The organism is Fibrobacter sp. UWB7 (assembly GCF_900142945.1).
In the GTDB taxonomy this organism is placed as follows: domain Bacteria; phylum Fibrobacterota; class Fibrobacteria; order Fibrobacterales; family Fibrobacteraceae; genus Fibrobacter.
Window position 1 is genome coordinate 135,781 of sequence record NZ_FRCO01000002.1, and the last position, 13,788, is coordinate 149,568.

Here is a 13,788-nt window from a genome sequence, read left to right on the forward strand (position 1 = left end):
TTTGTTCTTTTAGTACGATATACTTTTAGAACGTTACAACGACGGAAGTTAAGTTTTGTTAAAAAAGTTCATTATTTGCAGTGCCCTTTGCCTTGCCGCAAATGCTTTTGCTGCGGGGAAGGTTTTCAACAAGGATTACACGGGGACAACACAGATTCTTGCCGAGATTACAACTCATGAGGGGAAAATCGTTGTGGACTTGAATTTCAAGGCTGCACCGAATACCGTGGCAAATTTTGTGGAACTCGCTAATTCCGGTTTCTATAACGGGCTTGTTTTCCATCGCGTTATCCCAGGATTTATGATCCAGGGTGGCGACCCGAAGGGTGATGGAACGGGTGGTCCTGGTTATACCATTGATGATGAAGTGAACAATCTTAAGCATGAGACGGGTGTGATTTCGATGGCGAACAGAGGCCCGAATACCGGTGGTTCTCAGTTCTTCATTACGCACCTCCCGCAGCCGCATTTAGACGGTCATCATACTGTTTTTGGTAAGGTCATTGAAGGTCACGATGTCGTGTGCCGTATTGACCCGAACGATCCGATTTTGAACATTAAAATTGTGGAAAAGAAGTAAAATATGAGTTCAACAAAAGCGACATCTAAAGCGCCTGCAAAGGCGAGTGCTTCTGAAAAGAAATCTACAAAACCCGCTGCTGCCGCAAAGAAACCTGCTGCGAAGGCTGCTCCGGCACCGACTAAAAAGACTGCCCCTGCCAAGGCTCCTGCAAAGCCTGTTGCTGCCGCAAAGAAGCCTGCTGCAAAGGCTGAGCCAGCACCTGTAAAGAAGGCTGCTCCGGAAAAAGTTGCTCCGGCAAAGTCCACTGCAGCAGCAAAGAAGCCTGTCGCCAAAAAAGAAGAACCAGCAAAGAAAGAAACCGCAAAGGTGGTTAAGGCTGCTGAAACTCCAGCAAAGAAGCATGTTGAGACTGTAAAGAAGGTTGAACCGGCAGTCGAGGCTAAGCCTGTTGCAAAGAAGGCTCCTGAAAAGGAAGTCGAAAAGAAGGTTGTTAAAGAACCTGTTAAGGTAGTTGAAAAGGTCCAAGAAAAGGAACCTGAAAAGGTGGTTGAAAAAGCCACTGAAAAAGTTGAAGTCGTTGAAAAGGTCGAACCCAAGAAGGCTTTTGTGAAGTCTGATTATCCGTATGCTGTTTTGCTTGAAGGCGGTAAGAAGCCTTGTAAGTTCATTATGTTTGTTGAAATTGATGAACAGGAAGAACGCGCCAACAAGAAGAAGGTGACTTCTGAAATGAAGAACCTCGAAAAGAAGCCGACTTCCGCCATCCGTCACAAGATTTCTCTTGCTGAAGAAACGCAGGAAGAATTGACGGAACGCATCTTGAAGGAACTTGAAGAACAGAACGCTGCCTTCACGCGCGAAGCTGCAACGCAGATTTGCACGCGCTGCAACAAGAACCTTGTTTCTCCGGAATTCTGGGTCGACAAACACCTCGGTTACTGCGAAGAATGTGCCGCTATTTTGCACTTGGGTCAGTCCAAGGAAGCACGCAAGGTGGAATACCAGCTGGGCGCTATGGGCGGAGACTCTCTTGACGAAGTGGAGGACGACGATATCGAAGGACCGGACGCTGCTGACTTGAAGGAAGCTGAAGAAGAACTCGCCGATTTCGACGATTAATTTGTTGTTAACCTCGCCCCTGGGAGTGCATAGCTCAATAGGGGAGGGGTTCCAAAGAATAAAAAAGCCGAGGCGTCAAACCTCGGTTTTTTGTATACCCTTGAAAATAAATTAATTGACTTTTCTCATGACGCCGATGACGCGGCCTGCAATTGAGAAGTCTTTTCTGTTGTTCACGATAATCGGCTTGTACTTGGGATTTGCCGGGCGAAGTTCCACGTGGTCTGCGCTCGGGTGGTAGTACTTGACTGTAGCTTCGTTATCAATCTGAGCCACGACGATTTCGCCAAGATCGGCAGTCTTTTGCTGACGAGCGAAAATCAAGTCGCCATCGAAAATGCCGGCGTTGATCATGGAGTCGCCCTTGACGCGGAGAGCAAACACATCGCTACGGCAGGCGAGGAAGTCTCTGTCGATGGTGACTGTACCTTCGAGGTTCTGCACGGCGAGAATCGGCGTACCTGCGGCAACGCGACCGACAATGGGAATTTCAATCGTGTTGCTTGCTGCCTTCTTGTTTGAATCGCTTTCGTCTGAGCTTAAAATTTCGATGCCACGGCTGAGGCGTGGAGAACGGTTGATGTAGCCTTTCTTGATGAGGGCTGCTAGAATGGAACGAACTCCGTTTGTCGAAGAAATGTCGAAGTGGTTGCCGATTTCGCGGACGGTAGGCGGCATGCGGTTTTCCTTGGAATACTTCTTGATGTATTCGTAGATTTCTTCTTGCCTTGCCGTCAGTTCTTTGCGCTTTTCATTAAAGTTTTCCATGTTTAGCCTCTCGTCATAAAGGGTTCTGGAATTTGGACAATATAAATATAATGCACAACTGGGCAATTGTCAATATTTTCAGTGCACAAAAGTGAAGTTTTTATGAAAAAATTTGTTATAGATGAAAATTTTTAGAGGTTTCATTCAAATTTTGCAATAATCTTTGCTATATTTGCTGTCACTTCGGGGTGTAGCTCAGCCTGGTAGAGCGTCTGCTTTGGGAGCAGAATGTCGTCAGTTCGAATCTGGCTACCCCGATACACAAAGAGCCGCCCCGCAGGGGTGGCTCTTTGTGTATTTGGTGGGGTGCCAGAGGAACTGACGAAGTCAGTTCGACAAAATCCGCCAATGTTTGAACGGAGAGAAAACGAATGGCGGATTTTGCGCTGCACGCGTGCGTGCAGCCCGTAGGGCTCGAGCCACTCGGCGTAGCCGAATAGGGGCGAGAGCAATCTGGCTACCCCGATGCTCAATCGGGAAGCCAGCGCAGCCCATCTGGCTACCCCGATTTGCAATTAGCATAAAAAAATCTACGCAGCCAACAGCTACGTAGATTTTTGTTGTTTGGGGGATATGTTCCTAATATAGCTATTCAACCCCTTTATAATGTTGCTTTTTACTTCACCAAATGATACTACTGTATTAATTGTATTTCGTTCCAATTCTTTATTACTTTCTCAAAAAATATTTATCCATCGGGAAAAAATCAATCAGAAACGACCCTTGATAAACTGTGTAAAATTCAGTTCCGATATCCGTTGCTAAATAAGTGCGCTTGCTGACTGTTATGCTCGATTTGCTGCTGAATATAAGGTCGTAATGCATCCCTGATTTCGTTGTCCAGGTATCTTTATTAATAAGGATTTCTTTTTTGAGTATTGGCTTTTTTGTGAACCTTGCTGGGAGTTCGATAACTTCTGAAATTGAAACGCCAATGGCGAGTATTAGTAGAAGAATGAATTCAGTAATAAAATTTTTTGTAGATGGTTCTTTGTTGTCTTTTCTTGCTGGCAATATTTTAAGGATGTGGAAAGTAATGCCAATTGCAATGCTTAAAGAGAAGGCTAATGAAATTTTAAGCAATGTTCTGTATAGTTCACGTTCAGCAAGTTTGTTCAAAAATATATCGTCGATGATATAGCCGAGATCAAACGAATGTGTTTTTGCTCTTAGAAGGAAAAACACTGCAGTGAAACATACTTCTAATATGAATAAAATAATTAGAATCTTGTTTCTTGGTGACAGCTTTTTAGTAGAACTTGTCAGCTTGACATTGGAGGGTGGGAGAGGTTGATTCTCCATCATTTGGCTCTCCATCATCATGAGTTTTCTGCGTCTTTTGGCTGCTCTGGACATAGTCCCAATATAAAAAATCCCCGCGTTATCCGCGGGGAAAGGAGACTAGAATAAAAAGTGTTTATCTGAATTGCGCTGTGATGGTCATGCCTGCTGTGGGTGTAACTTTATGCGGGTTTTCGGTTGATCCGTCAGACCATCCCGTGAATACCGCTCCGGCACCTGCTACTGCTGTCAATTGCAGTTCATTATTTGTGAAGAATTTGCATTGATAATTGTTGCTCGGGAGTTTCATGTTGTCCACTAGTACAGAGCCGTTTCCGCTTGCGCCGATGGTCACAGAAACTTCATTTTCGAGATCGAATCGTTCTGCCATTTCTTTCTTAAGTGTTTCGCTACGGTTCTTGGCGAATGCGATAAGCGTATTGCCGCTCGGATCCCACTTGAAGTTTGCCTGGTTACGCGGCCAGCGTTGCTCGTCACGCTGCTGTTCCGAAGATGGAATCGTTGCCATCATAGACTGGACCGTGCTCTGCACCTTTTCGTAAGTCAAGTAGCTGTTGAGGAGAATGCATGCGTTGTTGATGAAAAGGCGCTTGAAGTCTGGATTTTCGAGGAGCTTCTTGAGCATTCCGCCCGGAGCCCTGCTATCGACTGATGTGCCAAAACCGCCACCAAAGCCTCCGCCGAAGCCGCCCCACATGCCGCCATTTCCGCCTTGATTGCTTGTCTGTTTTGCACCAAGAACCCAGTCGAACATGTTTTGATTTTCTTCGTCAAAACCGCTGATGCCCGGTGTAAAGCCAAAACCATGGTCGGTGTCGAATGCGACAAACTTGAACGGGTGTCCGTTGCCACCCCAGGCGCGCACGTTATTGTTCGGCCAGTCGCCATTGTGGTAGTACATTTCGGCGAACATGTATTGAGCAAAGCTATTGACATTGAGTTTGCTCTTAATCTGTTCGTACTGTGCGTTGTTTTCGCCTGCAAAATTTGCACTAGAAATACTATTTACGAGTTGTTTGTAATCTTCCGTTGAGGCTCCATTTGTTCCGCTAGCTTCGTAGCCAGAACCGGTAATCTTGATCATGTTGATCGACTTGGAATCGATGCCGTAGTTTGTTTCGACGAAGTGTCTGTTCAAGCGTTCGCGCATATCGTGAATGCCGAAGTATTCACCGTTATAGAATACGACGACTTGTCGGCTGCGCTGGTAATCGACTTCTGTGCCTTCCATAAGTGAGGTCATCATGGCATCGCCAACATAGTCCGTCCAGAAACGGTTGCCGTTGTTGCGCAAATTGAAACTCTTGAATTTCTTGGCTTCAGGGCGCGTTTTGAACAAAGAATATTTGATTGTTTTGTCGCCGTAGGTGTCGTTATCCATTTTGATGGCGACACTCTTTTTGGGCTTGTATCGGCTGTAGTTACCGATAATCGAAATGCCTGCGTCGATTTCCCATGTCTTTTCTGTGGTGGAGCTACCTTTTTCGAAGTATTCCACGTGGACGGGGAGTTCATCGTCTCTCCAGAAGTTTGCTGCCTTGCAGGGTTCTGCGCATTTCGGGTTGTTGTTGTCGGTAACGTTTGCGTTGCCGCCACCCCACATGCCGCCACCCATGCCACCGCCAGTGAGGTTTCCTGTAGCGTAAAGACCATCAGTGGAGTCGAACATATCGTGGTGATTGACCGTGAGGGCAACAACCGGCATCGAGACGCTTTCATTGATAAAGTAAGTTTGCGTTGTCGTATCTGCAGCGATTCCGTTTACGAATTCAGAACAACGTATAACTGTGTTTTCGGTAATCGGGGTTGAGACTGTAATTTGTTCGGAAGCTGCGGTCGGGAAAGACCCGTCAAATGTGCAACGGATTTCGCCACCCTTTTGCGGTGTGAGCGGTTCAATGGTTAAACTCTTGTAGAAGCCTGCTTTCGGGAGGAAAGAATCTTTGGGCTTATGATTATCATCGTATTCCTGGAGTCCGCTAGACGATGATGCCACAATTGCTGAAGAACTTGAAATTACACTTGCAATGGAGCTTGAGGATAATGGAATCTGAATTTGAGCTGGAGAAGAGCTGCTTGCTGGTGCTATTGCAGAACTAGAATTTAGGACGGGCGAGGATGAACTTTCGAGAGCGTCTTCGCTAGAATCCGTATTAGAGCCTGCACTAGATGAGCTCGGAGCAGGAGCTTCTTGAGAATTATTTTGTGAACTAGAGACGCCTTCGAGTACGCTGGACGAAGAAGACTCTTCTGTTGATGGCGGAAGAGTTTGATTATCTGGATCATCTTCTTCAACAGATGAAGATGAAACTTCGCCAATTTCTGGCGCAATGCTACCAAATGCAGTTGCGTTTTCGTCTGCACACCCGTAAAAACATGTACCCGCAACAGCGAGTGACCAAACCAACAGTTTTTTCATTATTAATCTCATCCCTTGAAAAAACTAAACCCACACGTTCTATAATGGAATATATAGCGGTTTTCTATTCAATAGACCGTTTTTATTGTTTTTTTTTATTAACTGTTGTAAACGTTGAGAAGTTTTTCAATGAAATGAGACAAAAATGCTCAAAAAAAGGAGATTATGACTAATTTGTGCTGTTATTTTTCTGTCAATTATTTATGCATGAAGTAGACTGTGGCGTGGTCGCCATAACCTTTTTTGTTGGCTTCAGCTATTTTCTTATCGATGTCGATAATTTCGCTTTTGGTAAAATACTTGAAAATGTCTTTCGGGTCTTGCTTCCAGAATGTGATTCCCTTGGTGTACAGGTAACTCCTCAAAATGGCGGAGTTGTTGGAGTCGAAAATCATCTGCGCAATTTTGAAACCGTGTTGGTCGGCAAGGAGTTTTAGGCTGTTGATGGAATGCAAAAAGATATGACGGGGGGCGTCGAGCTGATACCAGTTTTCCTTGTACTTATCAAACGCAATGTTGGGGTAGATGGGGAGCGTCATCTTAATAGTACCACCACTTGCCAAGAGTCGCTTGAGACTATCCATAGTTTCATGTGGGTCAGTCATGTGTTCGAACGAATCGTTGAGCATGATGATGTCGAATTCGCCGGTCATTTCGTGGACCGTCTTCTTGAAAATCTGAACGCCGTTTTCGTACGAGATATCTTTTTCGATGAACGGGTCGCAACCGGTAAGGCTCTCAATTCCTGAAGTTGCTGCCATACTGCAGAGCAATGCGCCTGCGCCACAACCCACGTCGAGTATGCGCTTGTTGTGTTGTGTCTTTGCGCGAGTGACTGTGTCGGCGGGCTTGTTGTAGCTATAGTAATTGGGACCGTAGTATTCGCTTAAGTTTTCAGGAACGCTATCGATTTGCAGACACTTGCAGTGCGGGCATTCAAAGTATTCAAAACGCCCTGCGTTTAAATACATCATCTCTTTTGCAAAGTAAGATTTCGCTTCGGATGTTTTGCCACAAATTCTGCAAGTTTTCATAAATGCTCCAAAAAGCGAGTTAAAGGCTCGCTTTGCAAAAATAGAAATTTAAAAAGCAAAAAGACCGTAAATGATCAGTCCATAGCCGATAATGTCTAGAATGCCTGTAATGCGTTTAAATTCTTTTGGGTGATCTTTTCTTGTTCTGATGACGGTAAATTCTTTTAAGCACAGTCTTATTTGTCCGTCGATTGTACAACCTATTACAAATATTAAGAATCCTAGACCGCTTGTAATAAAATTAAAAGATGTGAATTGCTTTAAATGATTATCGATAAAGCAGAAACCCGCAAAGATTAAGGTTATGCCAATGACTTTAAATACAATAGAGCCAGGCGTCATTCTGTTTTGATATTTTTCATTGAGACTTTGTGTATACTGTGGCAATGGCAAAATGGCATTTTTGTCGCCTGTAAGTTCGATTATGCGTTTTTCGACAATTCGGATCCGTTCTGGAGAATCATCTGCCTGAAATGCATGATCGCGAATTTGGCTTAAAATATCGTAGAGCTCCTCGACAGGGAGCTCACGAATCTTGCGTTCGTAATCTTTGAGATATTCCTTAGAAAACGCCATGTTCGGAATATACAAAAGAAATGACGTGCCGAAACCCGTCATTGTGATTTTATTTGAGTGTAATGGAATTTTTTAGCAGAAAAAATCTTTCCAGATCTGATTGCCGAGTTCGTTTAGTCGAATCTGGACTTTTTCAATTTGTTCGTGAAGTCCCTGGTCGATGATTTCTTCGATGGTCGTGAACGCGATGTCGGAACGCAGCTTTCCCAAGAGGCGGATGGATTCCGCCTTGCTTTTGACTGGGTAGGCGATGTTCTTGAGACACTGCTCCGCTTTTTCCAAGCAGTAGCGCAAGGAACGCGGAAAGTCTTCGGAGAGCAGGAGAAATTCTGCGACGTTATGCGGCGTCACATTCGAATTGCGGCGGTGGAACATTTCGTATGCACCGACGCTCTTGAGAACGGCGTTCCACTGCACGGTATCGAGCGCCATGCCCACCATGCTCACATCCGGAAGCAAGATGTAGTACTTGACATCTAGAATACGTGATGTCTGGTCAGCGCGTTCAAGCAATGTACCGAGATGCGTGAAGTTCCAGGCGACATCGTGGTTCATCGTCCCCTGAATGATGCCCGCGGTGAGCTGGCTGAATTCCTTGACGCTGTTGTAAAAGGCGTGTGGACCTGCCAACGCTTCCTTCGGCATTTCGGGGTCGTTCAGTTTCAAGTAAAACTGGTTGATGGCAATCCACAGTTCCGAAGATATCCTTTCGCGGACGCAGCGGGCGTTTTCACGGGCGGCCCCGACGCACGAAATGATGCTGTTCGGATTATCCTTGTCGAACGTCAGGAACATGAGCGCGTTTTCAATGGAAACATGCGCGTATTTTTTGAAGAAGTCATCGGCATTGCCGGCAATCTGAATTACCGGTTCCCAAGGGCGTTCTTCGCCGGGCAAGTCCAGTTGCAGCTGAAGGTTCACATCGATGCTTCGCGCAACGTTTTTGGCGCGTTCAATATAGCGGGCGAGCCAATAAATGGAATTTGCGACTCTGCTTAACATATTACACTTCCTACTTCTAAATTCCTATTGTTGTTGCTGTTGTTGTTCCATCCAAAGTTTGGCTTGTCCGAGTTCCGGAGCCTTTTCGTTTTCGGCAATGACCCAAGTGTCCTTGCATCCGCCGCCCTGCGAGCTATTCACCACGATAGAACCCTTGCGGAGTGCTACGCGAGTGAGGCCACCGGGGAGAATGTAAGTCTCTCGCCCTTGCACAATGTAGGGGCGCAAATCCACATGGCGACCTTCGAAACCGCCATCGACAATGCAAGGCACGCGGCTGAGCGAAATCATGGGCTGCGCAATGTAGTTACGCGGGTTCGCGATAATCTTGCTCTTGAACGCTTCGCATTCCGCCTTTGTCGATTTTGGACCGACGAGCATGCCGTAGCCGCCGGATTCGCTGGCGGCCTTGACGACCATGTTTTCAATGTGGTCCAAAACATGCTGCATGTGCTTTGGGTTCTCGCAAACGAATGTCGGCACATTCGGGATGATCGCCTCCTCGCCGAGATAGTACTTGATAATCTGCGGCACATAGGTGTAAATCGCCTTGTCGTCGGCAACGCCGCAACCGGGCGCATTCGCAAGCGCTACATTACCTGCCTTGTACGCTTCAATCAATCCGGGCACGCCGAGGCAAGAATCCGGGCGGAAAACCTTCGGATCCAAGAATTCGTCATCGACACGGCGGTAAATCACATGAACCTGCTTGAGGCCGCGCGTTGTGCGTGCGTAGACTTTCTTGTCTTGCACAACGAGGTCATCGCCAGTCACGAGGTCCACGCCCATCTGCTGTGCCAAATAGGAATGTTCGTAGTAAGCCGAGTTGTAGATGCCGGGTGTCAGCACCACGACCTTGGGCGACGCAGTAGAATCTGCCAAGTATTCCAGCGCGTGGCGCAGACGGGTGCAGTATTCGTCTACGGGGCGAATGGAACAGTTGGAGAATACCTGCGGGAACGTACGCTTTAGAATCTGACGGTTCTGCAACACGTACGAGACTCCACTCGGGCAACGCATGTTGTCTTCAAGTACATAGAATGTACCGTCGGTATCGCGCACAAGGTCCGTGCCTGTAATGTGCGCCCAGATTCCTTTGGGCGGCACAAAGCCTTCCATCTGCGGGCGGTAGGCGGTGCAGGTGTTGATGAGGCTTTCGGGAACGACCTTGTCACGCAAAATCTTGCGATCGTTGTAGATGTCCGTCAAAAAGCAGTTCAGCGCTTCTGTACGCTGTTTGAGACCTGCTTCGAGGTGCTTCCAGTCGGCGGCGCTTACAATACGCGGGATGACGTCAAAGGGGATAATTTTGTCCTTGCCGTCCTTGTTGCCATAAACCGCGAATGTAATTCCGTTATCGTAAAACGCAGATTCCGCAATGATCTGGCGGCGTTGCAGTTCTCCTTCGGGAAGCTCGTTGATTTTCGTAAACAACGGCTCTGCGGCCGGGCGGGGAGTCCCATCCGGTAAGCAAAGCTCATCGTAAAAGCCTTCGGTGTCGTAATTTCCAAATCGCATGTTGTGTTTCCTTATGCTTTTATGTTAAATGTTTCCTTGCTGTCACCCCGTCCAGTCATCCTGGAGCCGAAGGCGATAGGATCCATTGTTTCTTGTAGTCTCACTTATTCCTTCAGGTCCACGTTCACGGACACTTTCAAGGTATGCTCGCCACCTCCGGTGATGACGCCCTTTAATGGGCTCACATCCCCGAAGTCTCTGCCCCAGGCGAGTATGATGTGCTCGTCACCCCCGAGCACGTTGTTGGTGGGGTCCAGTTCTACCCAGCCGTGGCCGGGAATGTAGGTGCTGACCCAGGCGTGGGTCGCGTCGGCTCCGACAAGTTTGGGTTGCCCTTCGCATGGATGCGTGCGGAGGTAACCGCTCACGTAACGGCAGGGCAAATGCAGTGAACGCAGGCAGCCTATCATCAAGTGCGCAAAGTCTTGGCAGACGCCTTTTCGCCCGCGCAAGATTTCCTGCGGCTGCGCTCCGATTCTCGTCGCTCCAGGTGTGTACTTGCAATCCGTGTAGATTCGCGTCATCAGCTCGTAGGCGGCATCAAAAATGGGTCGGTCCTGCTCAAAACTTTCGAGCGCGTAATTGCGGACGGATTCGTCAAATTTGGCGAAAGGTGAGGCGTAGGCGTACATCGCGGCGTCTAGCGTTTCGTCGCTTGTCGGGCGTTCCAAAAGTTTTGCGACATCTTCCCATTCCATCGTTTCACCTTGTTTTGGCGGTTCTTCTCCTTGAACATCTACAATGCCAGTCGTCTTGAATCTAAAGTGCGTGTGCTCCTGCTCGATGCTGAATGCCAACACCCTATTCCCGAAAATGTCGATGCGTTCCTGTCGAATTGTTGGGTTCGGTTCCACTTCGATGCTGTGGTTGAGCCAGTTTTGTCGGCTGACTGTTCGCGGGAGCATGTGGGCGAGGTGGTTGCTGTAAAGAACGGGGAGTCGGTAGTCGTAGACGGTCTCATGGTCAACTTGATAAATGGGCATCTTAAACCTCCGACACATCCATGGTTGTCGCGTGGAAAACTCCTGCGCGCGGGGCGTGGCTTAAGTAGAGCCTGTTTACGATTTCGGCAATCCGTTCAATAGAGTTTATCTGTGCTTCTACGAGTTTTATGAGGTTCTCCCTTTTGTTATTTACAGTTTCTGCAAGCTGTTCAATGTTTGCGAGGCGCAGTTCTGCAAGTACGCGCATCAGTTCACGGTCGAGCGGCGAAAATGTCGCTTCGCTCTGGTCGTTGCCGGGCAAGTGCTTTGCGGCTTTCCGCAATTTTGCCACCTGGTAGGCGACGCTTCGCGGGTTGGATTCGTCCGACAAAAGCAAGTCGATGACGGGGACAACTTGCAAACGGCCTCCATAGCGGCGGTGGTAAGTCATGAGTCCGTCGCCGATTTCAAGAACTGCTTGTAACAAGCGTAAGTTTGTCATTTCGTCGGTAGGGGCGGTGTACAGCAAACTTTTGACCAGTTGCAAGGTGCGGATGGCGCATTCGATTTCACGACCGAGTTCCAAAAAGCGCCATTCGTGGCCTCGCGTCATGGAGTCGGCTGCAAGCCCGGCTACTGCAGCGCTGTCCGACAGGACCTCCTTTAGGTAGGGCAACAGCGCTGCCGCACCTGTTCCTGCCGGCACTTCTGCAATGCCAAATCCGTTCAAGTAAAGCCATAAATCCTCCGAAATGCGGTCTCGCAACTGCATGCCGAGCTCTCTAATTTCCGTCAGCACACATTGCATGCCGTTCTTGTTGTCCTTACGCAAGATAAAGTAACGGAGTGCGTTTTCGGGATCTTGCGCGAGCCTCGACTGCGATTCGTCCGTAAGCCCCGCTTTCAGTATCCACGGCAGTTCCGGCATGTCCATCCAGGATTCGTCCGAGAGCCTCACCGCGATACCTCTTGCGATACGCGCCATCATGTTCGATGAAGACAATGCTCGCCCCAGCCGGAACAAGTTCTCGGCCGCACGGCTAGGCAGGTCGCCTCCAGCTCTCGACGGCGTAATCGCCTGACTTGCTGGCGCGAGCAATGAAAAGTTCGCCACAGGATTTTCCGAAAGCACCCAAATGTCTTTTTCTCCAAGTCCATTGTCCATAATCCCGAGACCGCCCGGCATCACCGAAGTTTCGTTCGTTGTATTGACTGCAAAGAACCGCATCAGCGAAACCGCTGGAGTGAACTCTCCTCGGTAAGCGTAAACGGTTGAAACCTCCATGGATCTTTCTGCCACCCATTGCTCGGGTGCATTCTCGACCGTTTGCAACAACGCAAGCTGTGCCGTTGTTGTCATGGTCGCGTAAGTCTTGGGTTCAGCCTCCTTGAAGCTACCTTCGTCGCGGAACGCCTTTTTGAAAATCCATTTTTCGGGTTCAGCCAACACGCGTTCCGCATCATCTGCGTTCCCGAGCCAAAGCGTTTCCACATCGCGCAACAGCAGCTCTTCGCCCAAAAGCTCGCGGCAAATTTCTGGCAAGAAAGGCTTGAATACGGGCGTTTCCAAAACGCCTGTCCCGAGGAAGTTCGCTATCGCGACGTTCCCTGCGCGGACGGAACTGATTAAGCCAACAGCCCCTTCGCCACTGTCAATTCGCAATTCCAGCGGGTCGCACATGCCGTCTTCCACTCGGCGGAATATGGTCCCAATTTTCTTGAGTCCCATAAGCGTCTTCATGTACACCTGCATGTTGCGAATCGCGAGGTCATCGTTTTCGACAAGCGGGATCCCGAGGTAACGGGCGATTACTGCGTCTTCTGCTCGACGCGGATTGTCCGGGCTCGATGCCAAAAGTACCACCTTGCTGGTTTCACCTTCACCTCCTATGTTCTTGTGCATGGCGTCTAGGCCATCCATCAGCTTCTTGAAAAATCCTGCCAATCGTTCCGTTTGCATGCTGCGGAAAAGTTCCGGGAATGCACGGCTTACGCCAATGCGGTTCTCCAGCGCACGCCCCAACCCATCGGGTACTTGCAAATGGTCCGATACTGCCACAAACGTTCCGTCTTTGAGCCTTGCGACATCGGTTGATGTCAAGTTCACAAATACATCGCCAACCGGGTGTACCTTCCATACAACCTGCAAAAAATCCGGGTTCGCAAACAACAGCGCGGCGGGCAATTTTCCTTTTTTCCAAAGACTTTGTTCGCCATAAATGTCTTTCGCGAGCGCGTTAAAAAGCTTTGCCCTTTGTGCAACGCCCGCTTCCAGCGTTTTCCATTCTTCGGCCGTAATCACGAGAGGGATGGGGTCTGTACCCTTGTGGTTGCCTCCCATGCTCGACGAAAGATCGTTCTCATCGAGAACGTTATGCAAACGCCTGCAGCGGTGCTCGAATTCCACTTTCGACATCGCCGAAATGGAATTAATAAACGAGTTTTCTGTTTCCATGCAGTTCATGCACCAATAAATGCAAAAGCCGTGCCAAGGAGCATGACTTTTTTGCGCAAACCGTTGAAACTATGGTTTTTAGGACATTTTGAGAATGAAATTTCAAATAAACTTGCAGGTATTCTTCCTGTAAGTTTTACGTAAATACA

11 protein-coding genes and 1 tRNA gene are annotated in these 13,788 nt (G+C 48.3%); 3 read left to right on the forward strand and 9 right to left on the reverse strand.

Annotation, left to right across the window (positions count from 1 at the left end):
- The first annotated feature begins 154 nt into the window (after positions 1-154).
- Together BUC30_RS06095 and BUC30_RS06100 are read left to right on the forward strand one after the other, a co-directional pair.
- Positions 155-580, forward strand: a complete 426-nt coding sequence (locus tag BUC30_RS06095) for a peptidylprolyl isomerase (protein ID WP_073424674.1) — start codon at positions 155-157, stop codon at positions 578-580.
- A gap of 3 nt (positions 581-583) precedes the next feature.
- Positions 584-1,642 carry a hypothetical protein gene (locus BUC30_RS06100; RefSeq protein WP_073424035.1) on the forward strand — a complete coding sequence of 353 codons (1,059 nt, stop codon included), beginning with the start codon at positions 584-586 and terminating at the stop codon, positions 1,640-1,642.
- Positions 1,643-1,753: 111 nt separating this feature from the next.
- On the opposite strand, the gene lexA is transcribed toward BUC30_RS06100, so the two are convergent.
- A complete protein-coding gene (gene lexA / locus BUC30_RS06105) occupies positions 1,754-2,410 on the reverse strand; it encodes a transcriptional repressor LexA (protein WP_073424036.1) in 657 nt (218 codons plus the stop codon).
- Positions 2,411-2,594: 184 nt separating this feature from the next.
- Between lexA and BUC30_RS06110 the strand changes: the two genes are divergently transcribed.
- Positions 2,595-2,668 (forward strand) — tRNA-Pro (locus BUC30_RS06110).
- Positions 2,669-3,079: 411 nt separating this feature from the next.
- Here the strand turns inward: BUC30_RS06110 and BUC30_RS06115 are convergent.
- The 8 genes from BUC30_RS06115 to BUC30_RS06150 form a co-directional block, all read right to left on the reverse strand.
- Positions 3,080-3,766 (reverse strand): hypothetical protein, encoded by a 687-nt coding sequence (locus tag BUC30_RS06115; RefSeq protein WP_073424037.1) that lies wholly within the window; start codon positions 3,764-3,766, stop codon positions 3,080-3,082.
- A 61-nt stretch (positions 3,767-3,827) separates the two neighbouring features.
- The gene (locus BUC30_RS06120; protein ID WP_073424038.1) at positions 3,828-6,131 is read right to left on the reverse strand and encodes a CotH kinase family protein; all 2,304 of its coding nucleotides are present in this window, start codon (positions 6,129-6,131) and stop codon (positions 3,828-3,830) included.
- Between the two features lie 197 nt (positions 6,132-6,328).
- Entirely contained in the window at positions 6,329-7,165 is an 837-nt protein-coding gene (locus BUC30_RS06125) for a class I SAM-dependent methyltransferase (protein WP_073424039.1), read from the reverse strand.
- 48 nt (positions 7,166-7,213) lie between these two features.
- Entirely contained in the window at positions 7,214-7,741 is a 528-nt protein-coding gene (locus tag BUC30_RS06130; RefSeq protein ID WP_073424675.1) for a hypothetical protein, read from the reverse strand.
- Between the two features lie 72 nt (positions 7,742-7,813).
- Positions 7,814-8,743, reverse strand: coding sequence for an alpha-E domain-containing protein (locus tag BUC30_RS06135; protein ID WP_073424040.1), 930 nt, complete (start codon positions 8,741-8,743; stop codon positions 7,814-7,816).
- Between the two features lie 24 nt (positions 8,744-8,767).
- Positions 8,768-10,261: a circularly permuted type 2 ATP-grasp protein gene (locus BUC30_RS06140; protein ID WP_073424041.1), complete on the reverse strand. Its 1,494-nt coding sequence runs from the start codon at positions 10,259-10,261 to the stop codon at positions 8,768-8,770.
- A gap of 104 nt (positions 10,262-10,365) precedes the next feature.
- Positions 10,366-11,244: a transglutaminase family protein gene (locus tag BUC30_RS06145; RefSeq protein WP_073424042.1), complete on the reverse strand. Its 879-nt coding sequence runs from the start codon at positions 11,242-11,244 to the stop codon at positions 10,366-10,368.
- A gap of 1 nt (position 11,245) precedes the next feature.
- On the reverse strand, positions 11,246-13,639 hold the full coding sequence (locus tag BUC30_RS06150; protein ID WP_244536514.1) for a circularly permuted type 2 ATP-grasp protein: 2,394 nt from the start codon (positions 13,637-13,639) through the stop codon (positions 11,246-11,248).
- Between the last annotated feature and the right edge of the window lie 149 nt (positions 13,640-13,788).

What these genes read in the sequence shown, in the direction of transcription:
- BUC30_RS06120 (WP_073424038.1), bottom strand. Translation starts at nt 6,131, where the DNA reads ATGAAAAAACTGTTGGTTTGGTCACTCGCTGTTGCGGGTACATGTTTT.
- BUC30_RS06145 (WP_073424042.1), bottom strand. Translation starts at nt 11,244, where the DNA reads ATGCCCATTTATCAAGTTGACCATGAGACCGTCTACGACTACCGACTC.
- BUC30_RS06100 (WP_073424035.1), top strand. Translation starts at nt 584, where the DNA reads ATGAGTTCAACAAAAGCGACATCTAAAGCGCCTGCAAAGGCGAGTGCT.
- lexA (WP_073424036.1), bottom strand. Translation starts at nt 2,410, where the DNA reads ATGGAAAACTTTAATGAAAAGCGCAAAGAACTGACGGCAAGGCAAGAA.
- BUC30_RS06125 (WP_073424039.1), bottom strand. Translation starts at nt 7,165, where the DNA reads ATGAAAACTTGCAGAATTTGTGGCAAAACATCCGAAGCGAAATCTTAC.
- BUC30_RS06115 (WP_073424037.1), bottom strand. Translation starts at nt 3,766, where the DNA reads ATGTCCAGAGCAGCCAAAAGACGCAGAAAACTCATGATGATGGAGAGC.
- BUC30_RS06140 (WP_073424041.1), bottom strand. Translation starts at nt 10,261, where the DNA reads ATGCGATTTGGAAATTACGACACCGAAGGCTTTTACGATGAGCTTTGC.
- BUC30_RS06130 (WP_073424675.1), bottom strand. Translation starts at nt 7,741, where the DNA reads ATGGCGTTTTCTAAGGAATATCTCAAAGATTACGAACGCAAGATTCGT.
- BUC30_RS06150 (WP_244536514.1), bottom strand. Translation starts at nt 13,639, where the DNA reads ATGGAAACAGAAAACTCGTTTATTAATTCCATTTCGGCGATGTCGAAA.
- BUC30_RS06135 (WP_073424040.1), bottom strand. Translation starts at nt 8,743, where the DNA reads ATGTTAAGCAGAGTCGCAAATTCCATTTATTGGCTCGCCCGCTATATT.